This is a genomic window from Lentzea cavernae (assembly GCF_014653695.1).
GTDB lineage: Bacteria > Actinomycetota > Actinomycetes > Mycobacteriales > Pseudonocardiaceae > Lentzea > Lentzea cavernae.
In genome coordinates this window covers 13,254-35,967 of sequence record NZ_BNAR01000020.1, presented here as the reverse complement: position 1 = coordinate 35,967, position 22,714 = coordinate 13,254, and the positions used below count along the sequence as shown (strand labels likewise).

The 22,714-nt window shown below is 69.5% G+C and carries 26 protein-coding genes; 14 read left to right on the top strand and 12 right to left on the bottom strand.

What is annotated here, in order from left to right:
• Window positions 1–35 precede the first annotated feature (35 nt).
• The 3 genes from meaB to IE307_RS39845 are packed head-to-tail and all read right to left on the bottom strand — an operon-like array spanning window position 36 to window position 4,913.
• On the bottom strand, window positions 36–1,028 hold the full coding sequence (gene meaB, locus IE307_RS39855; RefSeq protein WP_191304668.1) for a methylmalonyl Co-A mutase-associated GTPase MeaB: 993 nt from the start codon (window positions 1,026–1,028) through the stop codon (window positions 36–38).
• Window positions 1,021–3,156, bottom strand: a complete 2,136-nt coding sequence (gene scpA, locus IE307_RS39850) for a methylmalonyl-CoA mutase (protein WP_191304667.1) — start codon at window positions 3,154–3,156, stop codon at window positions 1,021–1,023. Before scpA ends, meaB begins: the two co-directional genes overlap by 8 nt.
• Entirely contained in the window at window positions 3,153–4,913 is a 1,761-nt protein-coding gene (locus tag IE307_RS39845; protein WP_191304666.1) for a methylmalonyl-CoA mutase family protein, read from the bottom strand. Before IE307_RS39845 ends, scpA begins: the two co-directional genes overlap by 4 nt.
• 124 nt (window positions 4,914–5,037) lie before the next feature.
• On the opposite strand from IE307_RS39845, the gene IE307_RS39840 reads away from it, so the two are divergent.
• From IE307_RS39840 to IE307_RS39830, 3 genes are read left to right on the top strand one after another with little or no spacing between them, the layout of a single operon-like run.
• Window positions 5,038–6,675: a serine/threonine-protein kinase gene (locus IE307_RS39840; RefSeq protein ID WP_191304665.1), complete on the top strand. Its 1,638-nt coding sequence runs from the start codon at window positions 5,038–5,040 to the stop codon at window positions 6,673–6,675.
• A gap of 9 nt (window positions 6,676–6,684) precedes the next feature.
• Window positions 6,685–7,476: a purine-nucleoside phosphorylase gene (locus IE307_RS39835; protein ID WP_191304664.1), complete on the top strand. Its 792-nt coding sequence runs from the start codon at window positions 6,685–6,687 to the stop codon at window positions 7,474–7,476.
• Window positions 7,473–9,074 carry a phospho-sugar mutase gene (locus IE307_RS39830; RefSeq protein ID WP_191304663.1) on the top strand — a complete coding sequence of 534 codons (1,602 nt, stop codon included), beginning with the start codon at window positions 7,473–7,475 and terminating at the stop codon, window positions 9,072–9,074. Before IE307_RS39835 ends, IE307_RS39830 begins: the two co-directional genes overlap by 4 nt.
• Before the next feature lie 13 nt (window positions 9,075–9,087).
• Here IE307_RS39830 and IE307_RS39825 read toward each other — a convergent pair whose 3' ends face one another.
• Together IE307_RS39825 and IE307_RS39820 are read right to left on the bottom strand one after the other, a co-directional pair.
• On the bottom strand, window positions 9,088–9,423 hold the full coding sequence (locus IE307_RS39825) for a hypothetical protein (RefSeq protein ID WP_229905531.1): 336 nt from the start codon (window positions 9,421–9,423) through the stop codon (window positions 9,088–9,090).
• A gap of 21 nt (window positions 9,424–9,444) precedes the next feature.
• Window positions 9,445–10,071: a class I SAM-dependent methyltransferase gene (locus IE307_RS39820; protein ID WP_229905530.1), complete on the bottom strand. Its 627-nt coding sequence runs from the start codon at window positions 10,069–10,071 to the stop codon at window positions 9,445–9,447.
• A gap of 19 nt (window positions 10,072–10,090) precedes the next feature.
• Here IE307_RS39820 and IE307_RS39815 point away from each other — a divergent pair, with 19 nt between their 5' ends.
• Window positions 10,091–10,543 carry a flavodoxin family protein gene (locus tag IE307_RS39815; RefSeq protein ID WP_191304662.1) on the top strand — a complete coding sequence of 151 codons (453 nt, stop codon included), beginning with the start codon at window positions 10,091–10,093 and terminating at the stop codon, window positions 10,541–10,543.
• A 70-nt stretch (window positions 10,544–10,613) separates the two neighbouring features.
• Here the strand turns inward: IE307_RS39815 and IE307_RS39810 are convergent, their stop codons facing one another.
• Genes IE307_RS39810 through IE307_RS39795 form a run of 4 tightly spaced genes read right to left on the bottom strand, consistent with a single transcriptional unit; the run spans window position 10,614 to window position 12,610 of the window.
• Window positions 10,614–11,525, bottom strand: a complete 912-nt coding sequence (locus IE307_RS39810) for an aldo/keto reductase (protein WP_191304756.1) — start codon at window positions 11,523–11,525, stop codon at window positions 10,614–10,616.
• A gap of 47 nt (window positions 11,526–11,572) precedes the next feature.
• The gene (locus IE307_RS39805; RefSeq protein WP_191304661.1) at window positions 11,573–11,950 is read right to left on the bottom strand and encodes a MerR family transcriptional regulator; all 378 of its coding nucleotides are present in this window, start codon (window positions 11,948–11,950) and stop codon (window positions 11,573–11,575) included.
• Window positions 11,951–11,984: 34 nt separating this feature from the next.
• Complete coding sequence (locus IE307_RS39800; RefSeq protein ID WP_191304660.1) at window positions 11,985–12,371, bottom strand: type II toxin-antitoxin system death-on-curing family toxin; 387 nt, start codon at window positions 12,369–12,371, stop codon at window positions 11,985–11,987.
• Between the two features lie 32 nt (window positions 12,372–12,403).
• A complete protein-coding gene (locus IE307_RS39795) occupies window positions 12,404–12,610 on the bottom strand; it encodes a YlcI/YnfO family protein (protein ID WP_030478506.1) in 207 nt (68 codons plus the stop codon).
• Between the two features lie 55 nt (window positions 12,611–12,665).
• Here IE307_RS39795 and IE307_RS39790 point away from each other — a divergent pair, with 55 nt between their 5' ends.
• Window positions 12,666–13,265, top strand: coding sequence for a TetR/AcrR family transcriptional regulator (locus IE307_RS39790; RefSeq protein ID WP_191304659.1), 600 nt, complete (start codon window positions 12,666–12,668; stop codon window positions 13,263–13,265).
• A gap of 88 nt (window positions 13,266–13,353) precedes the next feature.
• Here IE307_RS39790 and IE307_RS39785 read toward each other — a convergent pair whose 3' ends face one another.
• Both IE307_RS39785 and upp read right to left on the bottom strand, forming a co-directional pair.
• Entirely contained in the window at window positions 13,354–14,652 is a 1,299-nt protein-coding gene (locus IE307_RS39785) for a glycoside hydrolase family 18 protein (RefSeq protein ID WP_191304658.1), read from the bottom strand.
• 94 nt (window positions 14,653–14,746) lie between these two features.
• Complete coding sequence (gene upp / locus IE307_RS39780) at window positions 14,747–15,370, bottom strand: uracil phosphoribosyltransferase (RefSeq protein ID WP_191304657.1); 624 nt, start codon at window positions 15,368–15,370, stop codon at window positions 14,747–14,749.
• 33 nt (window positions 15,371–15,403) lie between these two features.
• Here upp and IE307_RS39775 point away from each other — a divergent pair, with 33 nt between their 5' ends.
• Entirely contained in the window at window positions 15,404–16,015 is a 612-nt protein-coding gene (locus IE307_RS39775) for a maleylpyruvate isomerase N-terminal domain-containing protein (protein WP_191304656.1), read from the top strand.
• 34 nt (window positions 16,016–16,049) lie between these two features.
• Entirely contained in the window at window positions 16,050–17,042 is a 993-nt protein-coding gene (locus IE307_RS39770; protein WP_191304655.1) for a Gfo/Idh/MocA family protein, read from the top strand.
• On the opposite strand, the gene IE307_RS39765 is transcribed toward IE307_RS39770, so the two are convergent.
• Complete coding sequence (locus tag IE307_RS39765; RefSeq protein ID WP_191304654.1) at window positions 17,039–17,407, bottom strand: VOC family protein; 369 nt, start codon at window positions 17,405–17,407, stop codon at window positions 17,039–17,041. The two genes, IE307_RS39770 and IE307_RS39765, sit on opposite strands and share 4 nt — an antisense overlap.
• Window positions 17,408–17,466: 59 nt before the next feature.
• On the opposite strand from IE307_RS39765, the gene IE307_RS39760 reads away from it, so the two are divergent.
• The 7 genes from IE307_RS39760 to IE307_RS39730 all read left to right on the top strand — a co-directional run bounded on the left by IE307_RS39760 (window position 17,467) and on the right by IE307_RS39730 (window position 22,713).
• Window positions 17,467–17,916: a MarR family winged helix-turn-helix transcriptional regulator gene (locus IE307_RS39760; protein ID WP_191304653.1), complete on the top strand. Its 450-nt coding sequence runs from the start codon at window positions 17,467–17,469 to the stop codon at window positions 17,914–17,916.
• Between the two features lie 92 nt (window positions 17,917–18,008).
• Window positions 18,009–18,206 (top strand): hypothetical protein, encoded by a 198-nt coding sequence (locus IE307_RS39755; protein WP_191304652.1) that lies wholly within the window; start codon window positions 18,009–18,011, stop codon window positions 18,204–18,206.
• 122 nt (window positions 18,207–18,328) lie between these two features.
• Window positions 18,329–18,973, top strand: coding sequence for a DUF1707 SHOCT-like domain-containing protein (locus IE307_RS39750; protein WP_229905529.1), 645 nt, complete (start codon window positions 18,329–18,331; stop codon window positions 18,971–18,973).
• Window positions 18,973–19,380: a hypothetical protein gene (locus tag IE307_RS39745; protein WP_191304651.1), complete on the top strand. Its 408-nt coding sequence runs from the start codon at window positions 18,973–18,975 to the stop codon at window positions 19,378–19,380. The genes IE307_RS39750 and IE307_RS39745 overlap by 1 nt, the downstream gene beginning before the upstream one ends.
• A gap of 88 nt (window positions 19,381–19,468) precedes the next feature.
• Complete coding sequence (gene deoC, locus IE307_RS39740; protein ID WP_191304650.1) at window positions 19,469–20,425, top strand: deoxyribose-phosphate aldolase; 957 nt, start codon at window positions 19,469–19,471, stop codon at window positions 20,423–20,425.
• A 4-nt stretch (window positions 20,426–20,429) separates the two neighbouring features.
• Entirely contained in the window at window positions 20,430–21,857 is a 1,428-nt protein-coding gene (locus IE307_RS39735; protein ID WP_191304649.1) for an aldehyde dehydrogenase family protein, read from the top strand.
• Window positions 21,850–22,713 (top strand): aldehyde dehydrogenase family protein, encoded by an 864-nt coding sequence (locus IE307_RS39730; RefSeq protein ID WP_191304648.1) that lies wholly within the window; start codon window positions 21,850–21,852, stop codon window positions 22,711–22,713. The genes IE307_RS39735 and IE307_RS39730 overlap by 8 nt, the downstream gene beginning before the upstream one ends.
• The last annotated feature ends 1 nt before the right edge of the window (window position 22,714 follow it).

The window sequence follows — 22,714 nt, the reverse complement described above, 5'->3', positions numbered from 1 at the left end:
ACCACGATCGAAGGTCACCCAAACTAGTTAAGCGCCTACCGAGAGTCCGATTGGAACGCCTGCAAAACCTGCTCCGCCGCAAGGGTGGCGGTGAGCTCTCCAAGGCGGACTTTCTCTTCGAGAGAGGGCGCCAGCGCGCGCACGGCGGCGCTCCCGCGGACCTGCCGCCACAGTTCGTCGTGGACCATCGTCCAGGTCCATTCGACCTGCTGACGCCTGCGGCGTTCGTCCAGTTCGCCTGCGTCCTCGAGGGTCCTGCGGTGTTCCAGCACTCGGGACCACAGGTCGTCGAGACCGGTACCGGTGAGACCCGAGCACGTGAGCACGGGCGGGTGCCACAGCGCGTCCGGCGGGCGCAGGAGCTTGAGGGCGCCGGCCAGTTCGCGGGCGGCCTTGCGGGCGTCCAGCTCGTGCTCGCCGTCGGCCTTGTTGACCGCGATGACGTCAGCGAGCTCCAGGATGCCCTTCTTGATGCCCTGCAGCTGGTCGCCGGTGCGTGCCAGCGTCAGGAACAGCGAGCAGTCCGTCATGTTCGCGACGGCCACCTCGGACTGCCCGACACCGACCGTCTCGACCAGCACCACGTCGAAGCCCGCAGCCTCGACCAGCACGATCGTCTCGCGCGTGGCCTTGGCGACGCCGCCGAGCGTGCCGGAGGTCGGCGAGGGCCGGATGAACGCGTCCTGGTTCACCGACAACCGCTGCATCCGCGTCTTGTCGCCGAGGATGCTGCCGCCGGTGCGGGTCGAGGACGGGTCGACGGCGAGCACCGCCACCCGGTGCCCCTGCTCGGTCAGCGCGGTGCCGAGCGCGTCGATGAACGTCGACTTGCCCACGCCGGGCACGCCGGTGATGCCGACCCGGATCGCGCCGCCCGACTCGGGCAGCAGCTCGACCAGCAGCTCCTGGGCCCTGGCCCGGTGGTCGGCGCGCGTCGACTCGACCAGCGTGATCGCCCGCGCGAGCACGGCCCGGTTGCCGCCGAGGACGCCCTTCGCGTACTCGGCGACGTCGATCACCCTAGCCATGGTGTCCGAGCTGGTCCGCGAGCTTCACCAGGAGGTCCTTCGCGGCGTCCGCGATGACCGTGCCGGGCGGGAAGATCGCCGCCGCGCCCGCCGCGTACAGCTCGTCGAAGTCCTGCGGCGGGATCACGCCACCGACGACGATCATGATGTCCTCGCGCCCGAGCCCGGCGAGGGCCTCCCTGAGCGCGGGGACGAGCGTGAGGTGACCGGCGGCCAGCGAGGACACGCCGACGATGTGCACGTCGGCCTCCGTGGCCTGGCGCGCGACCTCCTCCGGCGTCTGGAACAGCGGGCCGACGTCGACGTCGAAGCCGAGGTCGGCGAACGCCGTGGCGATCACCTTCTGGCCGCGGTCGTGCCCGTCCTGGCCCATCTTGGCGACCAGGATGCGCGGCCTGCGGCCCTCCTCCTCCGCGAACGTCTCCACGACCTCGCGGCAGGCCTCCACGTTGGACACCGAACCGACCTCCTGCCGGTACACGCCGGAAATGGTGCGGATCTGCGCGCTGTGCCGCCCCCACACCTTGCCGAGCGACTCGGAGATCTCCCCGACCGTGGCCTTGGCGCGGGCCGCGTTGATCGCGAGTTCCAGCAGGTTGCCCTCGCCGGTCGCCGCCTTCGTGAGGGCGTCGAGCGCACTGTCCACTGCGGACTGGTCGCGTTCTTCCCTGAGCCTGCGCAGCTTTTCGAGCTGCTGCGCGCGCACGCCGGCGTTGTCGACCTTGAGGACCTCGATCTGCTCGTCGGTGTCCACGAGGTACTTGTTGACGCCGATGACGGGCTGGCGCCCGGAGTCGATGCGCGCCTGGGTCCTCGCCGCCGCCTCCTCGATGCGCAGCTTGGGAATGCCCTCGTCGATCGCGCGGGCCATGCCGCCGGCCTTCTCGACCTCGGTGATGTGCTCCCACGCCTTGGCGGCGAGCTCGTTCGTGAGGCGCTCGACGTACGCGCTGCCACCCCACGGGTCGATCACCCGCGTCGTGCCGGACTCCTGCTGGAGCAGCAGCTGCGTGTTGCGGGCGATGCGCGCGGAGAAGTCGGTCGGCAACGCCAGTGCCTCGTCGAGTGCGTTGGTGTGCAACGACTGCGTGTGCCCCTGCGTCGCCGCCATGGCCTCGACGCACGTGCGCGCGACGTTGTTGAACACGTCCTGCGCGGTGAGGCTCCACCCGCTGGTCTGGCAGTGCGTGCGCAGGCTGAGCGACTTCTGGCTCTTCGGCTCGAAGTCGTTGACCAGCTTGGCCCAGAGCAGCCTGGCGGCCCGCATCTTGGCGATCTCCATGAAGAAGTTCATGCCGATCGCCCAGAAGAAGCTCAGCCGCGGCGCGAACTTGTCGACGTCCAGGCCAGCTGCTCTTCCCGCGCGGATGTACTCGACGCCGTCCGCGAGGGTGTACGCCAGCTCCAGGTCGGCCGTCGCCCCGGCCTCCTGCATGTGGTAGCCGGAGATGGAGATGGAGTTGTACTTCGGCATGCGCTGGGAGGTGAAGGAGAAGATGTCGGAGATGATCCGCATCGACTCCTTCGGCGGGTAGATGTAGGTGTTGCGGACCATGAACTCCTTGAGGATGTCGTTCTGGATCGTCCCCATGAGCTGCTCCGGCTTCACCCCCTGCTCCTCCGCCGCCACCACGAAGAGCGCGAGGATCGGCAGCACAGCGCCGTTCATCGTCATCGACACGGACATCTTGTCCAGCGGGATGCCGTCGAACAGCGTGCGCATGTCGTAGATCGAGTCGATCGCCACGCCGGCCATGCCGACGTCACCGGCCACGCGCGGGTGGTCCGAGTCGTAACCGCGGTGCGTCGCCAGGTCGAACGCGACCGACAGGCCCTTCTGCCCGGCCGCGAGGTTGCGGCGGTAGAAGGCGTTCGACTCCTCGGCCGTGGAGAAACCCGCGTACTGGCGCACGGTCCACGGCTGGTTGACGTACATCGTCGGGTAGGGGCCCCTGAGGAACGGCGCCACACCGGGGTAGGTCCGCAGGAAGTCGAGGCCTTCGGTGTCCTGCGGTCCGTAGACCGGCTTGACCGCGATGCCCTCCGGCGTCTCCCACGGCGGCAGGTCGGTCTCGTACTTCGCCTGCGGGAGCGGGCCGAGGTCGATGTCCGCGAAGTTGGGGATCATCGCTCCACTCCCAGGTGGTCGAAGGTGTCGTTGAGGATCTCCAGCGCCGGGCAGCCCATGAACACGAACCCGTCGACGGTGGCTTCGGTCTTCTTGCCCGCCAGGAGCACCCGTTCGGCTCCGGCCTGCCGCAGGGCCTCGACGGTCGCGATGGCGGTGTCGGCGTAGCTGCTGTCGCTGCCGCACAGGACGGCGATCCGGGCCTTCGACTCCTTGAACTTCGCCGCCACGTCCTCGGGGGTCCTGGTCGGGCCCGCGTTCGGGGTGGCGAAGCCGCCCGCGTTGAAGAGGTTGGCGGCGAAGGTGGCGCGTGCGGTGTGGGCGGCGACCGGGCCGAGGGTGGCCAGGAAGACCTGCGGGCGTTCGGGCTGGGCGTCGGCCAGGTCGCGCAGCTCTTCGAAGGCCTGTGCATAACGGACCCTCGGCAGGCCGAAACTGTCGGACCTGCCTGAGAAACTTGGGATGGGAGGTGCGTCCCCCCAGGGGGCCTGCGAGTCGGAATCGATTCCGGGCGCGGACTCGCGCACCACCGGCTTCTCGCCGAGGTTCGGGAACTCGCTGACCCCGGTGATCGGATCACTCCGATCAGCAAGCCGAGCCGACCGCGCCTCCCACGTGGCAGCGATCCGCGAGGCGACCAGCGCACCGGCCTCCCCGATCCCTCCAGCGCGTTCGATCTCCTGGAACCAACCCCAAGCCTCGACAGCCAAAGCGTCAGTCAGCTGCTCCACGTACCAAGACCCGGCAGCAGGATCGATCACCTCACCGAGGTGCGACTCCTCCAACAGCAGGTTCTGCGTGTTCCGCGCGATCCTCCGGGCGAACTCGTCCGGCAGCCCGATGGCCGCGTCGAACGGTTGCACCGTCACCGAGTCGGCCCCGCCAAGGCCAGCGGAAAGACACGCCACCGTCGTGCGCAGCATGTTCACCCACGGGTCGCGGCGGGTCATCATCGCCGACGACGTCACCGCGTGCTGCACCTGCACGCCGTCAGCGCCGGACACCTCGCCCACCCGCGCCCACAGCCGGCGGGCGGCGCGCAGCTTGGCGATGGTCATGAACTGGTCTGCGGTCGCGGCGTAGCGGAACTCGAGCTGCGCGAAGGCCTCCGCCACGCTGAACCCGGCGGCCTCGAGGGCGCGCAGGTACGACACGGCCAGGGCCAGCGAGGCGCCCAGCTCCTCGGCGTCGGATCCGCCCGCGTCGTGGAACGGCAGCGCGTCCACCACGACGGTCCGCAGCGCCGGGAACTCCGAGCGGGCCTGCCTGATGACGTCGAGGGCCTCGCCGAACGGCACGAGCGCCAGGTTGCCGCGGACCTCGGAGGCCAGCACCGGGGACTGGTCGTAGATCCGCAGCATCGCGCGTGCGGAGTCCACGGAACCGTCGAGCACGATCGGCGCGAGGTCGAGGTAGACGCCGTCCAGCAGGCGCTCCAGGGAGGCGGCCGGTACGGCGAGCCACAGCGAGGTGACGCCGCCCTCCAGGTCGTTCATCAGGGCGACCGGGTCGGGGACGGCGTGGCGTTGCCGCACGTCCCAGCCCTGTTTCACGGGGGCGAGCGCGTACGGCTCCAGGGCGTCGTCGAGGGTGTAGAGCGGCTGGAGTTCGATGCCGTCGTACGTCTTCGTGACCAGCGAGTCGAAGCTCGCGCCGGTCTTGGCGAGGACGGCGTCGACCAGCTCGCGCCACTGCTCCCGCGACGCGGCGGGGAACTCGTTCGGGCGGAATTCGGCGGGCAAGGCCAACTCCATCATGCGTTGCAGTGTTACCGACCGGTACCGGCACGGCTATGTGAGGTTCACCGCCGGAAACGATGCAGTGGGGTCCGCTTCACGGGTTCCGTGAAGTGAACCTCAGTGTGTCAGGAAGACTTATCGTGTGGACAAGGGTGACCTGGACCGCCTGATAGCGGATCGATACCGGCTGCTGCACCTGCTCGGCCAGGGCTCGATGGGCACCGTCTGGGCCGCTCACGACGAGGTGCTGCGCCGGCAGGTCGCCGTGAAGGGCATCCTCCGGCCGCCCGGCATGCCCGACGTGGCGGCCGACGAGCTGCGGGAACGGACGATGCGCGAGGCGCGTGCCGTCGCCGCGCTCTCCCACCCGAACCTCGTCACGCTCTACGACGTCGTGCAGCACGACGGCGACCCGTACGTCGTGATGGAGATCGTGCCCTCGCGCAGCCTCGGCGAGGTACTGCAGGAGCAGGGCTGCCTCACCGAGAAGCAGGGCGCGGCGGTGCTGGACGCGATCGCGGCGGCGCTGGCGTCGGCGCACCGGGCGGGCATCACGCACCGCGACGTGAAGCCCGGCAACGTGCTCATCGCGGACGACGGGCGGGTCAAGCTCACGGACTTCGGCATCGCGCGCAACGTCGCCGAGGCCACGATGACCGCGCGCGGCATCACGCTCGGCACGCCTGCCTACATCGCGCCCGAGGTCGCCCAGGGCGGTGACGTGTCGGAGGCGGCGGACCGGTGGTCGCTGGGCGCGACGTTGTGGGCCGCGATGGCAGGCGAACCACCGTACGTGGGCAAGAACGTCATGCAGACGATCAACGCGGTGATCAACGGCGACGTGCCGGTGCCGGCGGGCGCGGGGCGGCTCGCACCGGTCATCAGCGGGTTGATGCGCAAGGACCCGGCCGAGCGGATGTCGCTGGTCGACGTCCGCAAGCAGGTCTACCAGCTGCTGCCCGAGCCGGGCACGGACGCGTTCGAGGTCCGCGCGCCGGTGGTGCCGCCGGTCGTCGTGCGGCCCAAGCCGAAGATCGCACCGGACGCTCCGCTGGCCGACGACCCCGGCCCGCTGCCGTTCCTCGTCACGAGGCCGAGCGCCCCACCCCGGCGCCGGAGCCGGCTCGTCTCGGCGCTGGTGGTGGTCGCGGCCGTCCTGCTGTTCCTGGCGGGCTCCGGCGGCGGGTTCGCGCTGACCAGGCTGGCCGCGGGCGCGTCACTGCTACCGCCGGCCGAACGGACGTCGCCCACGCTGCCGACCCTGCCCACGGCCCCGACGCTGCAACCGCGCACCGCCGCGGCCGTGACGGCCAACGGGGACCAGGGCGGCAAGTTCACGCTGAACGTCGAGCAGAGCTGGACGACCTACACCGAGCAGCGGTCCGCCGACCAGCGGTTCCCCGCCTCGGCGGTGGTGCACTTCGTGTCCGGGAGCGGCGCGTACGAGGTGACGGTGCAGCGGTTCCCCGAGTACTACCCGAAGCGCGACATCAGGGCGTACGTGCTCGGTGTGCAGGGGCGCTGGCCGAGCAGGTTCTTCGGCGGCGAGAGGGTGCCGACGCCGGACCTCCCGGGGCCGCGCAGCGAGGACAGCATCCAGTTCGTCTACAAGACCGTCGAGGGCGACGAGCCCACCGCGCTGCGGCGCTCGCACTTCTCCCGCGTGCTCCCCTACGGCAACGACCTGTGGGTCGTCGAGGTGACCGTCCCCACCGAACAGGAGGACGAGGCGCGCGTGAGGCTGTTCGACGCGATCGCCTCGACGTTCGCCCCGGTTTAAGCTCTCGCGGTGACTCCAGAAGAGCTGGCCGGCAAGGCCGCGGAAGAGATCCACAGCCGCACCGGCAACGAGAAGCACGACATCGCCATCGTGCTCGGCTCCGGCTGGCGACCCGCCGCCGACGTGATCGGAGAGCCGGTCACCGAGATCGGAGTGGGCGAGCTGACGGGCTTCGAGGCGCCGACCGCGCTCGGCCACGGCGGCACCATCCGTTCCGTCGAGGTCGGTGGCAAGAAGGTCCTCGTCGTTCTCGGCCGCACCCACGGCTACGAGGGCAAGGGCGTCCAGAAGGTCGTGCACGCCGTGCGTGCCGTCGCCGCCGCGGGTGTGTCGAGCGTCGTGCTGACGAACGCGGCCGGTGGCCTGCGGCAGGGCATGTCCGTCGGGCAGCCGGTGCTGATCTCCGACCACCTCAACCTCACCTCGCTGTCGCCGCTGGTCGGCGCGCGGTTCGTGGACCTCACGGACCTGTACTCGCCGCGCCTGCGCAAGGTCGCGCAGGAGATCGACCCGTCGCTGGAGGAGGGCGTGTACGCGGGGCTGCCGGGCCCGCACTTCGAGACGCCCGCCGAGATCCGGATGCTGCGCACGATGGGCGCCGACCTGGTCGGCATGTCGACCGTGCACGAGGCGATCGCCGCGCGTGCCGAGGGCGTCGAGGTGTTCGGCCTGTCGCTGGTCACGAACCTGGCGGCGGGCATCACCGGTGAGCCGCTGAACCACCAGGAGGTGCTCGAGGCCGGGGCCGCCGCCGCCGAGCGCATGGGCACGCTGCTGCGCGAGCTGGTGGACCGCGCATGAGCCTGACGCCGGCACTGCGTGACGCGACGTTCCGGTGGATCGCTGACGACCCGTCGCCCGCGACTCGAACCGAGTTGCAGGGCGTGTTGGCACGGGCCATGGGCGGCGACGCGGCTGCGTTGGAGGACCTCCAAGACCGCATGGCCGGTCCGCTGACGTTCGGCACCGCCGGGCTGCGCGGGCCGGTGCGGGCGGGCACCAACGGCATGAACGTCGCCACGGTGGTCCGCGCGACCGCCGGGCTGGCGTCGTGGCTCTCCGGCACGGGCGTGGTGTTCGTCGGACGGGACGCGCGGCACGGCTCGGAGGAGTTCGCGACCGCCGCCGCCGAGGTGATGGCGGCCGCGGGCTTCGACGTGCGGGTGCTGCCGGGGCCGCTGCCCACGCCGGTGCTGGCGTACCTGGTGCGCGCGCACGGTGCGGTGGCGGGGATCCAGATCACCGCGTCGCACAACCCGCCCGCGGACAACGGGTACAAGCTCTACCTCACCGGTGGATCGCAGATCGTGCCGCCGTCGGACGGCGAGATCGAGAAGGCGATCGAGTCGGTGCCAGCCGCGGTGTCCGTGCCCCGGAACGTCACCTACACCACCGTGTCCGACGCCGAGGTGGACGCGTACCTGGAGCAGGTGGCGTCGCTGCCGCGCGGGAACTCGCGCTCGTTGAAGATCGCGCTGACGCCGATGCACGGCGTGGGTGGCGCGTTCGCCGTGGAAGCGTTGCGGCGCGCGGGTTTCACCGACGTGCACGTGGTGCGGTCGCAGGCCGTGCCGGACCCGGACTTCCCGACCGTGGTGTTCCCGAACCCGGAGGAGCCCGGCGCGTCCGACGAGCTGCTCTCCCTCGCGGCGTCGGTGGACGCGGACCTGGCCATCGCGCTGGACCCGGACGCGGACCGGTGCGCCCTCGGCGTGAAGGACGGCGACACGTGGCGGATGCTGCGCGGTGACGAGACGGGCGTGCTGCTCGGCTCGCTCGTGTTGTCCACCACGGAGTCCGCAGACCCGTTGGTGGCGACGACGATCGTGTCGTCCTCGCTGCTGAAGTCGATCGCGGCCGCACACGGCGCCCGGTACGCGGAGACGTTGACGGGCTTCAAGTGGCTGGCGCGCGCGGGCGAAGGCCTGGTGTTCGCCTACGAGGAAGCGCTCGGCAACTGCGTCGACCCCGAGCACGTCGCCGACAAGGACGGCATCTCGGCGGCGGTCGTCGCCGCCGACCTCGCGGCCGGGCTGAAGGCCTCCGGCCGCACGCTGCTGGACGCTCTGGACCAGCTCGCGGCGGACCACGGCCTGCACCTGACCGACCAGATCTCGTTGCGGTACACCGACCTGAGCCTGATCGGCGCGACGATGGCACGGCTGCGCGCGACCCCGCCGTCCGACTTCGCGTCGGAGGACCTGCTGCCCGGCGCGGACGTGCTGCGCTGGACGGCGGACGGTGTGCGCGTGATCGTGCGCCCGTCGGGCACCGAGCCGAAGCTCAAGGCGTACCTGGAAGTGGTCGAGCCGGTCACGGACGGACTGGAGTCCGCCCGTGCGTCAGGAAAGGCCCGGCTGGCAGAACTGCGTGAACGGGTGACCGCGCTCGTCAGCTAGAGAGCTGCGCTGATCAGCTGGAGAGAGCGATCGCGAGGCACAGCGCGGCGACGGCGAAACCCCCGCCGGCCACGAAGTAGGCCCTTCTGGTCGGCGGGGACACCGCGTTGCGGCGTCCCTCGGTGACCGCCGCGACGGCGACCCGCCCGAAGATGTACGAGATCGTGCAGAGCCCCACGCCGAGTCCGAGCAACATCGTGTTGACGTCCCACGGGCTGTGGTCGAACCCCGGCCACAACGACGCGAAGAGCGGCCCGAACCCGATCATCCCGATGCCGACGGCCAGGCCGAAACCCCAGGTGATGCGACGCTGACGAGGACTGGTGTGCATTAGGGCGGTGGTCTTCATGGTCCCTCCTGTGTACACCCTTCAAGACGCGCTTCCGGCGGCAGGGTTCCGTTTGCTGAGCAACAGGAACGCCTGCGGTCCGCCTTCGTCCACGCCCTTCTGACGTTGCAACCGTGCCACTTCGTTGAACCCGGCCGCCATCGCATTGGTCACGGTTTCGTCCATGTCGTGCCAGTGGACCGTCAGATCGACGTCGTGGCCGTACGCGTGGGTGAGCGGCTTCTGCTGGTCACCCAGTTTGAAGGCGTGCAACAGGTGGCCGCCGGGCTGGAGGACGCGGTGGAACTCCTGCCAGGGCACGTCCTGAGCAGGCATGTGGACCGTGGAGTACCAGACGACGGCGCCCTCAAGGCTGTTGTCGGCGAGGTCCAGGTCCGTCATGTCGCCCTGGGTGAACCTGAGGTGCGGGTAGCGATTGCGCGCCTGGTCGAGCATGCCGTCGGAGAGGTCGATCCCGAACGCGTCGAGGCCCAGTTCGTGCAGGTGTTGCGTGATGCGACCGGTGCCGCAGCCGATGTCCGCGACCGGCCCGTCCGTCAGCTCGGCGAACGCGCGCATGATGGCGGCGTCGAGCGGGCGGCCGTCGTGCGCGTCGGGGATCAGCTGGGCGTAGCTGGCGGCGACGATGTCGTAGGAGGCGCGGGTCACGGGAGCTATGTTGCTCGACGTGTCCAGGCTGCTGCTCGTCCACCACACCCCGTCTCCCGCGCTGCAGGCGATGTTCGAAGCCGTGGTCTCCGGCGCCACCACCCCCGAGATCGAGGGCGTCGAACTAGTCCGCCGAGCCGCGTTGTCCACAACGGCTGTGGATGTTCTGGAAGCCGACGGCTACCTGCTGGGCACGCCCGCGAACCTCGGCTACATGAGCGGTGCGCTGAAGCACTTCTTCGACACCGTCTACTACCCGTGTCTCGACTCCACGCGTGGGAGGCCGTTCGGGCTTTACGTGCACGGCAACAACGACACGACCGGTGCCGTGCGCAGCGTGGAAACGGCCACGACCGGGTTGGGCTGGGAGAAGGCGGCCCAGCACGTGGTCGTCACGGGTGAGCCGGGGAAGGCCGAGCTCCAGGCGTGCTGGGAGCTCGGCGCGACTGTTGCGGCCCAGTTGTCCACATGAACCCGGGGTTGTCCACAGCCTGTTGTCCCCAACCTGTGGACAACCCTGGGGATGCTTTCGAACGTGTGTTCTAACGGCCGATCGAGCTCATGTCGGGGTACCGGTCACCGGCCACGGCCGACGCGGGCACGGCGGCCTCGATGGCGGCCAGGTCGTCGGAAGACAGCTCCAGCGACGCCGCCGCGACGTTCTCCTCCAGGTACTTGATCCGCTTGGTGCCGGGGATCGGCACTACGTCGGACCCGCGGTGCTGCACCCACGCCAGCGCGAGCTGGCCTGCGGTCACGCCGCGCTCGTCGGCCAGGGCCTTCAGCTCGGCGACCATCTTGAGGTTCGCGTCGAGGTTCTCGCCGGAGAAGCGCGGGTTCGCGGCCCGGAAGTCACCCTTGCCGAAGTCGGCGGACGACGCGAAGCGGCCGGTCAGCACGCCGCGGCCGAGCGGGGAGTACGGCACGATGCCGATGCCCAGCTCGCGGGCGGTGGGCACGATCTCCGCCTCGATGTCGCGCGACCACAGCGACCACTCGCTCTGCAGTGCGGTGATCGGGTGCACGGCGTGGGCACGGCGCAGCGTGTCGGCGCCCGCCTCGGACAGGCCCAGGAAGCGGACCTTGCCCTCGGTGACCAGCTCGGCCATCGCGCCGACGGTCTCCTCGATCGGCGTGTCCGCAGGCACCCTGTGCAGGTAGTACAGGTCGATCGCGTCCACGCCGAGGCGCTTCAGCGAGCCCTCGACCGAGGAGCGCACGTAGGCGCGGTCGCCGCGGATCGAACGGCCGCCCTCTTCGCGCACGATGCCGAACTTGGTGGCCAGCACGTAGTCCGAGCGGCCCGCGAGCGCGCGGCCCACCAGTTCCTCGTTCACGTGCGGCCCGTACATGTCGGCCGTGTCGATCAGCGTCACGCCGAGCTCCAGGGCCCGGTGGATCACCGCGATCGACTCCCGCTCGTCGCCGGCGCCGTAGAACTCCGACATCCCCATGCAGCCGAGCCCCTGCGGCCCGACCTCCAACGATCCCAATGAACGGCTCACGCCGTCGCCTCCAAGTCCCGCTCGACCACCGCGTAGTGGTCGATCTTGTAGTCGAGCACCTCGAGGGACGTCTGCAGCTCCGCGATGCGGGCGCGGACGTCGTTGCGGTGCTCGACGAGGATCTGCTTGCGGCGGCCTGCCGTCAGGTCGCCGCGGTGCCTGAGCTGCGCGAACTCGCGCATCATGCGGATCGGCATGCCGGTCGTGCGCAGACGCGTCACGAAGGCGAGCCACCCCATGTCTTCCTCTGAGTAGCTGCGACGCCCGCCCGAGTCCCGTGCGGGCGGGTCGACGAGCCCGATTCGTTCGTAGTAGCGCAGGGTGTCGATGGACAACCCACTGCGCTGCGCGGCTTGGGCTATCGAGTAACTCACGACTTCGACGCTAAGACCTGGAGTGCGCTCTAGGTCAAGCGGAATCCTTCGAGATGCCCCACGCCTCGAGGTGGCCGGCCATCTCCGACACGTCGATCTTGTCGCGGCCGAGGGCGCGGACGAGGTCGAGCGCGTCGTCCTCGTCGGCCTCGATCCAGTAGCCGTTGATGTCGCACATCGTGACGGCGGCGACCCAGGCCAGCCGCCAGTTGCCCTCGACCAGAGGGCGGGTTCGGACGATCGAGTCGAGCAGTGCGGAGGACTTCAGCCACAGCGTGTCGTACGCCTCCACGCCGAGGACGGTGGCGCGGGGACGGTAGGCCGCCGTGTCCAGCAGGCCGATGTCCCTGACGAGGAGATCGCCACCGGTCACGGCCGTGGCCAGCACTAAGAGGTCCCCGGCGTCGAGATAGGAGATCACGGCACCCAGTTGATCACAGAGGTCTGACAGTTTCAGGAAGATCCGAGCCTATCCAAAAGACCTCGGTACTTGGGCAGGACCCGCCCGAGCACTTCGCCGAGCTTCTCCTCCTGCTGCATGCGCTGGTAGCGATCCGCGATCGCCAGCCGCACGACCTCCTGCTTGGAGCGCCCCTCGGACTGCGCCAGTTCAGCGAGCCGCAGGTTCTCCTCCTCGGTCAACCGCAAGGTCATCGCCATGGAGCGACGGTATCAACGTGATACCACTCAGGCCAGGGGTCGTTAGGATTGCGTGATGCCCAGGCCCAAGACCCACGACGACGCCCTGCGGCGCCGCCTGCTCGAGCGGGCGGGCGAGCTGCTCAGCACCGAGGGCCTCGCCGCGGTGAGCCTGCGCAAGATCGCCACGGACGTCAACACGTCCACAACGGCGGTTTATTCCCTCTTCGGCGGAAAGCCGGCGCTTCTCGAGGCGCTCTACGACGAGGCGTTCACGCAGTTCGGCTCGAACCTCGCGGCGGTGCCCGTCACCGACGACCCCGTGGAGGACCTGCTGCAGATCGGGCTCGCGTACCGGCGCGGCGCGTTGCGGGACCCGCAGTTCTACTCGGTGCTCTACTCGAAGGTCGTCGAGCCGACGAAGGAGATGAGCCGCGCGGCGGGCAGGACGTTCGCCCCGGTGATCAACGCGGTGCGGCGCGCGGTGGAGCAGGGCGTCTACCTCCCGCAGGACCCGGAGCAGATCGCGATGTCGATGTGGGGCGTCGCGCACGGCCTGGTGAGCCTGGAGCTCAACGGGAACCTGCCGCCCGGCGTCGACGCGGCCGCCACCTACGAACTGGCGTTGCGCGCGCACGGCAGGGGCTGGCGGGCGGAGACCGGGGAAACGCTGTGACACCACGGAATCCGGGGAGGCGGCCGCCGCGAAACCTCCCCGGACCCGCTGAACTGTCCGGTTAGGACAGTCCGTCTCTGGTGCGGCCCTACTTGAGCGCGCCGTCGAGCGCCTTGATGAGTTCACCCTGCGGCGTGTCGCCGTCGAGCGACCAGATCATCACGCCGCCGAGCCTGCGGTCGTTGATGTAGCGCGCCTTGCGCTTCATCTCCGCCGCGTCGTCGTAGGTCCACCACGTCTTGCCGTCGTAGATCCACGCGAACCCGGCGCGGTCGTCGCGGTAGATCTTGTAGGAGTTGCCGGGCTCGGAGAGCTTCGCCTTGATGCGGTGGAAGTCCTCGTAGCCGGCCTCGTACTTGGCGGGCGCCGGCACGCCGGTGCCGAACAGGCCGTTGCGCTTGCCGGGGGCGACGCCGTCCCAGCCGCGGCCGTAGAACGGAACGCCGAGCACGGCCTTGGAGCGCGGGGCACCGCGGCGCAGCCACGCGTCGACCGTTACGTCGGAGCTGAACTCGAACTTCGCCGGGTCGCCCTTGGGCACCCGCAGCGCGGACTGCTGGTTCGCCTCGGGGTCCCAGGCGCCGTGGTAGTCGTAGCCCTGCAAAGTGCCGAAGGTGAGGTAGGAGAACACCTTCCTGACCTCGAAGCCGCGGTCGATCTGGGCCGGGTCGGCCGGTAGGAACGCCGTCAGGTCGCGGTTCCAGCCCATCTGCTTGCGGTACTCGGCGAGCAGCAGGGTGAAGTTCTGCTTGTCCTCGGGGCGGATGACGTTCGGCGGGGTCGGGTTGCCCGCGCTCGACGGCCACTCCCAGTCGAGGTCGACGCCGTCGAAGACGCCCTTGGCGGCGCCCGCGGGCAGGCCCGGCAGGTCGCCCTTGATCCACAGGTCGGTGCACGACTTGACGTGCGCGGCGCGCGACTCGGGCGTCAGCGCGGCGTTGGAGAAGTAGCGCGAGCCCGTCCAGCCGCCCAGCGAGATGTTGATCTTCAGCTTGGGGTACTTGGCCTTGAGCTGCTTGAGCTGGTTCAGGTTGCCCGCGAGCACCTGACCGGCCTCGTCGGCCTTGCCGCTCACGGACTGCTCCGCGGTGTGCGGCATCTGCCAGTCCGCCCACGGGTCGGCGCTGACGCACTTGCCCGCCTCGTCGAGGAAACCGAAGGCGTAGTTCAGGTGCGTGAGCCGCGCGGCGGCCCCGCTGTCCACGAGGTTCTTGACGCGGAAGTTCCGGTCGTACACGCCCCACTGGATGAAGTACCCGACCGTGCGGGTCTTCGAGTAACCGTGGTGCCCATTGGTCTCGACGTCGGCGTTCGCGGGCGCAACGGCCAGCGACGCGGACAGGGCGCCGACCGCGAGAGCGGCGACACCCCATCTCCGTCTGGACATGAGTCTCCTTGATCGTTCGCGGCAGCGGCGATGTGGTCCACAGCACGATAGGCCTGAGGTCTAGACCACTGCTACGTCCGATCGGAGGTATGTCCTAAACCGCCCCGTACAGACGGTCACCGGCATCACCCAGGCCGGGCACGATGAAGCCGGAGTCGTTGAGTCGCTCGTCGACCGACGCCGTGACGAGACGGCACGGCAGCTTCGAGTCCTCGAGGTGGTTGATCCCCTCGGGCGCCGCGAGCACGCACACGGCCGTCACGTCGGTCGCGCCGCGCTGGGTCAGCAGGCGGATCGTGTACGCCATCGAGCCACCCGTCGCGAGCATCGGGTCGAGCACGAGCACCGGGCGTCCGGCGAGGTCCTCCGGCAACGACTCCATGTACGGCGTCGGCTGCAACGTCTCCTCGTCGCGCGCCAGCCCCACGAACCCCATCTGGGCGTCCGGGATCAGCTTCTGCGCCTGGTCCGCCATGCCCAGACCGGCCCGCAGCACCGGCACCAGCAGCGGCGGGTTTGCGAGGGTGTAGCCGGTGGTACGAGCAACCGGCGTGTGCGTGCGGTCTTCCTTCAGCGGTGCCTCGCGCATCGCTTCGTAGACCAGCATCACGGTCAGTTCCTGCAGCGCGGCACGGAATGCGGCATTGTCCGTGCGCGCGTCACGCATCGTTGTGAGTCTCGCCTTGGCGAGTGGATGATCGACGACCAGGACGTCCATGCTCGACACCGTAACCGCTGGGAGGAGCTAGGGGTGTTCGAAGAGATCTACCGCGAGGCACGGCAGCGCGTCGTCGGTCTGACGATGGGCCTGAGCGCCGAGGAGTTCGCCAGAACCGTGCCCGCCTGTCCTGAGTGGACCGTGCACCAGGTGGTCGCGCACCTGTCGGGCCAGTCGTCGGATCTGGTGACCGGACGCATGGAGGGAGCGCCGTCGGACGAGTGGACCGCGCGGCACGTCGCCGAACGCGAGGGCGTCCCGGTGCAGGACCTGCTGGAGCAGTGGAACTCCTTCGGCGACAAGATCAGCGAGATGCCGCGCATCCCGTACCAGCTGGCCCTGGACGCGATCACGCACGAGGCGGACCTGCGGGCGGCGCTCGGCCGCGACCGCCTGCCCGACACCGTGTGGCAGCCGACGCTGGTGTGGATGACCCCGCGACGGCTGACCGGCGTGACGGTGAAGACCGAGCTCGGTGACCTGGGCGACGGCCCGATCACGCTCGAGGTCGAGGGCTACGAACTGTGGCGCGCGTTCTTCGGCAGGCGCTCCCGCCGCCAGATGGAGTCGTGGAACTGGTCGGACCCGTCGCCGGTCGGGAAGATCCCGTTCTTCCCCGCCCGCGAAACCGACCTTGTGGAGTAAACAGCGTTAACTGAGGAGGAGTAGGGTCGGCCGCGTGACAGACCACGTGCGCATCGGAGTTCTCGGCGCGGCCAGGATCGCGCCGACCGCCGTCCTCCGCCCGGCCCGCTCCTCGACGGTCGCCGAGGTCGTCGCGATCGCCGCGCGGTCGACCGCCAGGGCCCAGGCCTTCGCCGACAAGCACGGCATCGCACGCGTGCACGGCTCGTACGAGGACCTGCTGGCCGACCCCGCGGTCGACGCCGTCTACAACCCGCTGCCGAACGGCCTGCACGGCAAGTGGACGCTGGCCGCGCTGGAAGCGGGCAAGCACGTGCTGTGCGAGAAGCCGTTCACCGCCAACGCCACCGAAGCCGCCGAGGTGGCCAAGGCCGCCGACGCGTCCGGTCTCGTGGTCATGGAGGCGTTCCACTACCGCTACCACCCGCTGGCGTTGCGGGTCGCCGAGGTCGTGGGATCCGGCGTCCTCGGACCGCTGCGGCACGTCGAGGCGACCGTCGCCTTCCCGCTGCCGCTCTTCTCCGACATCCGTTACGACTACTCGCTCGCGGGCGGCGCGATGATGGACGCCGGCTGCTACGCCGTGCACATGGTGCGGCTGCTGGGCGGGGAAGAGCCCGAGGTTCGGTCGGCGAAAGCGTTGCTGCGCGGGCCTTCCGTCGATCGCGCGATGCACGCGTCGCTGCGCTTCCCCTCCGGCCACACGGGTTCCGTGCACACGTCGATGTGGTCGTCGACGGTGTTCAAGCTGTCGATGAAGGCCATCGGCGAGAACGGCGTGCTGAAGGTCTTCAACCCGCTCGGCCCACATGCGCTGCACCGGTTGTCGTTGCGGCTCAAGGACAGGAAGTCGTCCGAGACGTTCGGGAAGCGCCCGACCTACGCCTACCAGCTCGACGCGTTCACCGACGCCGTCCTGCACGGCAAGCCGTTCCCGACGACCGCGGACGACGCCGTGAAGAACATGACCGTGATCGACTCGATCTACCGCGCCGCCGGCCTTCCCCTGCGGCAGCCGACCCCTTAACGCTTGTCGTGCACCGTCACGGCGTAGCCCTCGGGGTCCGCGAAGGTGAACGTCCGCCCGAACGGGCTGTCGAACGGGCTCGCGAGGATGGGGACACCGGCGGCGTCGAGGGAGTCGTGCAGCGCTTGCGCGTCCTCGGCGTGCAACCACAGCGCCACCCCCACGCCGGGCCGTTCGACCGAGTCGAGATCGGTGCCGGGCAGCGGTTCCCGCACCGCGAACGGCACGGGCGTCGTCGCGAACACGACGGCCCCCGGCGGGCTGACCGGCGCCCGGCGCAGGCCGAGGCGTTCCTCGTAGAACGTCGCGGCGCGGTCGAGGTCGCGCACCTGCAACGCGATGAAGTCGGGTCCGGTGACGGTCATGGCTGGCTCCTCGGTATGTCAAAGTCCTGACATCAACCAGCGTATGTCAAAATCCTTACATGCACCAGGGTGACACCGTCGGCCCGCTGGACACCGCGGTCGGGTACGTCCTCAAGGAGGCGGCTTCGGCGCTGCGCGGCGCGATGGACGCGGCCCTGCGGCCACTGGGCCTCACGGTGCCGCAGTACTCGTGCCTCGAACTGCTGGGCCAGCGCCCCGGTCTGTCCAACGCGGACCTGGCGCGCGGCACGTTCGTCACCCGCCAGTCGATGAACGTCGTGCTGCAGGGCCTGGAAGCACGCGGCCTGGTCACGCGGCCGGCCGAAGCCCCGCAAGGCCGCCAGCTCCCCGCGGAGCTGACGGCGGCCGGCTACGACCACCTCCGCGCGGCCAGCCGCGCGGTCCAGGCCGTCCAGGTGCGGATGGTCGCGGGCCTGAGCGCCGCGCGGCAGCAGGAACTGCTCGAGACCCTCACCGCCTGCGCCCGCAACCTGACCGAGACCACCTGATCAGGGCGCCGCACTACCCGTTCCGGGAGTAAAGAATCGACAAAGCGACTCCGAAAAGTCTCATGACCAGTTGAGACGCGGAGGTGCGAACGGTGACGATCGATCAGAAGCCCGTCCAGCAGTGGTGTGAATCCCCCCTGGTCATCCTGGGTGTCTCGGGATCACTCGCCATCCTGATCGGCGTGCTGCCCCTCGTGTGGGGTCACAGCCCGGCCCTCGCCACCGCGCTCGCCGCGCTCCTGGTGGTGGCCTTCGCGATCACGGTGAAGTTCGCACCGAACCGCAGGTGACCGCACCAGGGCCTGTGTCGAAGTCCAGTTCGACGACAGGCGCTCCCTGAGGTGGTTTCCGGTGGCGCGGAGGGTCCGGTTATCGCGGACAGGACTCCGGCCCAGGCCCTAGACTCGATCGGGTGAGCGACGAGCTGGTACCCGCTGACCAGAGCCATATGCGCGCCTCGGACGCGGACCGGGAACGGATCGCGCAGGTGCTGCACCAGGCGACCGCCGAGGGCCGCCTCGACATCCACGAGCTGGACGAACGACTCGTGGCGGTCTACGCCGCGAAGACGTACGGCGAACTCGTCCCCATCACCGCCGATTTGGTGCTCAGCGGCCTGCCGCAGACCCCCGCCGTGCCGCAGTACCAGCCCGCGGTGACGAATCGCATCGGCGGCGAGCCGGGCAGCGCGGTGTCGGTGGCCTTCTGGTCCGGCGTCAACCGCAAGGGCGGCTGGGTCGTCCCGCGCATGCACAACGCCGTCGCGATCATGGGCGGCATCGAGATCGACCTGACCCACGCGAACTTCGCCGAGCGCGAGGTGACGATCAGCTGCTTCGCGTTCTGGGGCGGCGTGGAGATCCGGGTGCCCGACGACATCAACGTCAAGGTGGACGGGTTCGGGTTCATGGGGGCGTTCGAGGAGCAGCTTTCCAGCCGCCGGCACATCCCGGGCGCGCCGACCGTGCGGATCACGGGGCTCGCGATCATGGGTGCGGTGGAAGTGAAGGGGCCGAAGAAAAAGAAGAAGAGCGCGCTGCGCGAACTGCTCGACTGATGTTGCTGGCGGAGTTCTTCGAACGGGCTGGGCTCGCCGGGGTCGTCTCCCTGGTCAAGATGGACGGCCCACGCCCTCGCAACAAGTGGACCGTGCACCTCAGCAAGCCGCCATATGTCGGCGAGTACTGGATGTCGGGTGGCGACTTCACCACTCTCGACCGGGGCCTCGCCAGCGCCCGGCGGGCACTCGGCGAACTCCCCGGCGACTGGTCGTGGCTGGACGAGCCGATCAGCGACGCCGACGCGTACGCCGAACTCTTCGAGGCGGTCGGCGAGACCGGCGAGCTGTTCATCGTCCAGTACTCGGCCGAGTCGAAGTGGGTGTCGTACGCCGGAGGCGCGCAGAGGAGCTGCGCGACCCTCGACGAGTGCGTCGAGAACGGACTGGCCGAGCTCGGCTGGTGAGGCTGCGGTGAACGCGCACTAAGCAGGCCTGACCTGCGCGAACGTCATCACTTAGGACGGGCGTCCCATTCCGCTTAGACTCCCAGGCATGGCTGCTCCAACGACACTGCCGTCGGCCCTGGCTGACGCCACGCGCGACGAATCGTCGCTGCGGCGTTTCCTGCACGGGCTCCCCGGCGTCGACCAGGTCGGCGTCGAGCAACGAGCCGCGGGCCTCGGCACGCGGAGCATCAAGAAGGCCGCCAAGCTGCACGCCATCGACCTGGCGATCAGCATGGTGGACCTCACCACGCTCGAGGGCGCAGACACGCACGGCAAGGTGCGCTCGCTCGCCGCCAAGGCCCGCAGGCCCGACCCCGAACGGCCCGACGTGCCGCAGGTCGCGGCGGTCTGCGTCTACCCCGACATGGTGAAGACGGCGGCCGACGACCTCGTGGGCACCGGCATCAACGTCGCCAGCGTCGCGACGGCGTTCCCCAGTGGCCGCAGCACGATGGACATCAAGCTGGCCGACACGCGGTTCGCCGTGGAGCAGGGGGCGTCCGAGGTCGACATGGTGATCGACCGCGGCGCGTTCCTCAGCGGGCGGTACGGGCAGGTGTTCGAGGAGATCGTCGAGATCAAACAGGCGTGCGGGGACGCGCACCTCAAGGTCATCCTCGAGACCGGTGAGCTCGTGACGTACGACAACGTGCGCCGCGCGTCGTGGCTCGCGCTGCTGGCCGGGGGCGACTTCATCAAGACGTCGACCGGCAAGGTGCAGCCCGCCGCGACGTTGCCGGTGACGCACGTGATGTTGCAAGCAGTAAAAGACTGGAAGAACCAGACCGGTGAGCTGCGCGGGGTCAAGCCCGCCGGTGGCATCCGCACGACCAAGGACGCGATCAAGTACCTGGTGGCCGTGCACGAGGTGGCCGGTCCGGAGTGGCTCGACCCGAACCTCTTCCGGTTCGGCGCGTCGACGTTGCTCAACGACCTGCTCATGCAGCGTCGGACCCAGTTGGACGGCCACTACAGCGGCCCGGACTACGTGACGGTGGACTGAAGACATGTGGGAATACGCCCCCGCGCCCGAGTCGCGGGACATCGCGGACCTCAAGCCGGCCTACAAGATGTTCGTCGACGGCAAGTTCGTCGAGGGCACCGGTGAGCCGCTCAAGACCATCAACCCCGCCACCGAGGAGGTGCTCGCCGAGGTCTCGACGGCGAGCGAGTCCGATGTGGACACCGCGGTCAAGGCCGCGCGCAAGGCTTACGACCGAGTGTGGTCGAAGATGCCCGGATCCGAGCGGGCCAAGTACATCTACCGCATCGCGCGGCAGATCCAGGAGCGCGGCCGCGAGCTCGCGGTGCTGGAGTCGCTCGACAACGGCAAGCCGATCAAGGAGTCGCGCGACACCGACGTCCCCACGGCGGCCTCGCACTTCTTCTACCACGCGGGCTGGGCGGACAAGCTCGGTTACGCGGGCTACGGGCCCGACCCCAAGCCGCTCGGCGTCGCGGGACAGGTGATCCCGTGGAACTTCCCGCTGCTGATGGCCGCGTGGAAGATCGCGCCGGCGCTGGCGTGCGGCAACACCGTCGTGCTCAAGCCCGCCGAGACCACCCCGCTGACGGCGCTGGTGCTGGCGGACATCATCCAGCAGTGCGACCTGCCGCCGGGCGTCGTGAACATCATCCCCGGTGCCGGTGACGTCGGTGCCGCGCTGGTGGGCCACGAGGACGTCAACAAGGTCGCCTTCACCGGCTCGACCGACGTCGGCAAGGTCATCCAGGGCCAGCTCGCGGGCACGAACAAGAAGCTGACGCTGGAACTGGGCGGCAAGGCCGCGAACATCGTGTTCGACGACGCCCCGCTCGACCAGGCCGTCGAGGGCATCGTCAACGGCATCTTCTTCAACCAGGGCCACGTCTGCTGCGCCGGTTCGCGCCTGCTCGTGCAGGAGTCGATCGCCGACGAGCTGCTCGAGAAGCTGCACGCCCGCGTCAGCACGCTCAGGGTCGGCGACCCGCTGGACAAGAACACCGACGTCGGCGCGATCAACTCGCGCGAGCAGCTCACCAAGATCCAGGAGCTGACCGCGTCGGGCGAGGCCGAGGGCGCCACCCGCTGGACGTCGTCGTGCCCGTTGCCGGACAAGGGTTTCTTCTTCGCCCCGACCGTGTTCTCCGGTGTTTCGCAGGCGATGCGCATCGCCCGTGAGGAGATCTTCGGCCCGGTGCTGAGCGTGCTGACGTTCCGCACGCCGGAGGAGGCCGTGGCCAAGGCGAACAACACGCCGTACGGCCTGTCGGCCGGCATCTGGACCGAGAAGGGCTCGCGCATCCTCTGGATGGCACAACGGATGCGCGCCGGCGTCGTCTGGTCCAACACGTTCAACCGCTTCGACCCGACGGCCCCGTTCGGCGGGTACCAGGAGTCGGGCTTCGGCCGTGAGGGCGGCCGCACCGGTCTGGAGGCCTACCTCGATGTCTGATCGACTCACGGTCGCGAAGACCTACAAGCTCTACATCGGCGGCAAGTTCCCCCGTTCCGAGTCGGGCCGCAGCTATCCCGTCTCCGACACCAAGGGCACGTTCCTCGCGAACGCCGCCCAGGGCTCCCGCAAGGACGCCCGCGACGCGGTTTCGGCCGCCCGCAAGGCTTTCGCGGGCTGGTCCGGCACCACGGCCTACAACCGCGGCCAGGTCCTGTACCGCGTGGCCGAGGTCCTCGAAGGCCGTCGCGAGCAGTTCATCAGCGAGGTCGCCACGTCCGAGGGCGTCGCGGTGAAGAAGGCGCAGTCCCTCGTGGACACCGCCATCGACCGCTGGGTCTGGTACGCGGGCTGGACCGACAAGATCGCGGCCGTACTGGGTTCCTCGAACCCGGTGGCGGGCCCGTACTTCTCGTTCTCCACCCCCGAACCGACGGGCGTCGTCGCCGTCCTGGCCCCGCAGCAGTCGTCGCTGCTCGGCCTGGTCTCGGTGATCGCACCGGTCGTCGCGAGCGGCAACACCTGCGTGGTCATCACCTCGCAGGACCGCCCGCTGCCGGCGATCACGCTGTCGGAGGTGCTGGCCACGAGCGACGTCCCCGGTGGCGTCGTCAACATCATCACCGGCCGCACGGCGGAGATCGCGCCGTGGCTCGCCTCGCACGGGGACGTGAACGCGCTCGACCTCACCGGTGCGCCGGAGTCGATCCGCGCGGACCTGGAGCGTTCCGCTGCCGGCACTGTGAAGCGCGTGCTGCGCAACAAGCAGAACGAGGACTTCGCGGCCACGCCGGACATGTCCCGCCTGCGCGCGTACCTGGAGACGAAGACGGTCTGGCACCCGATGGGCGTCTAAA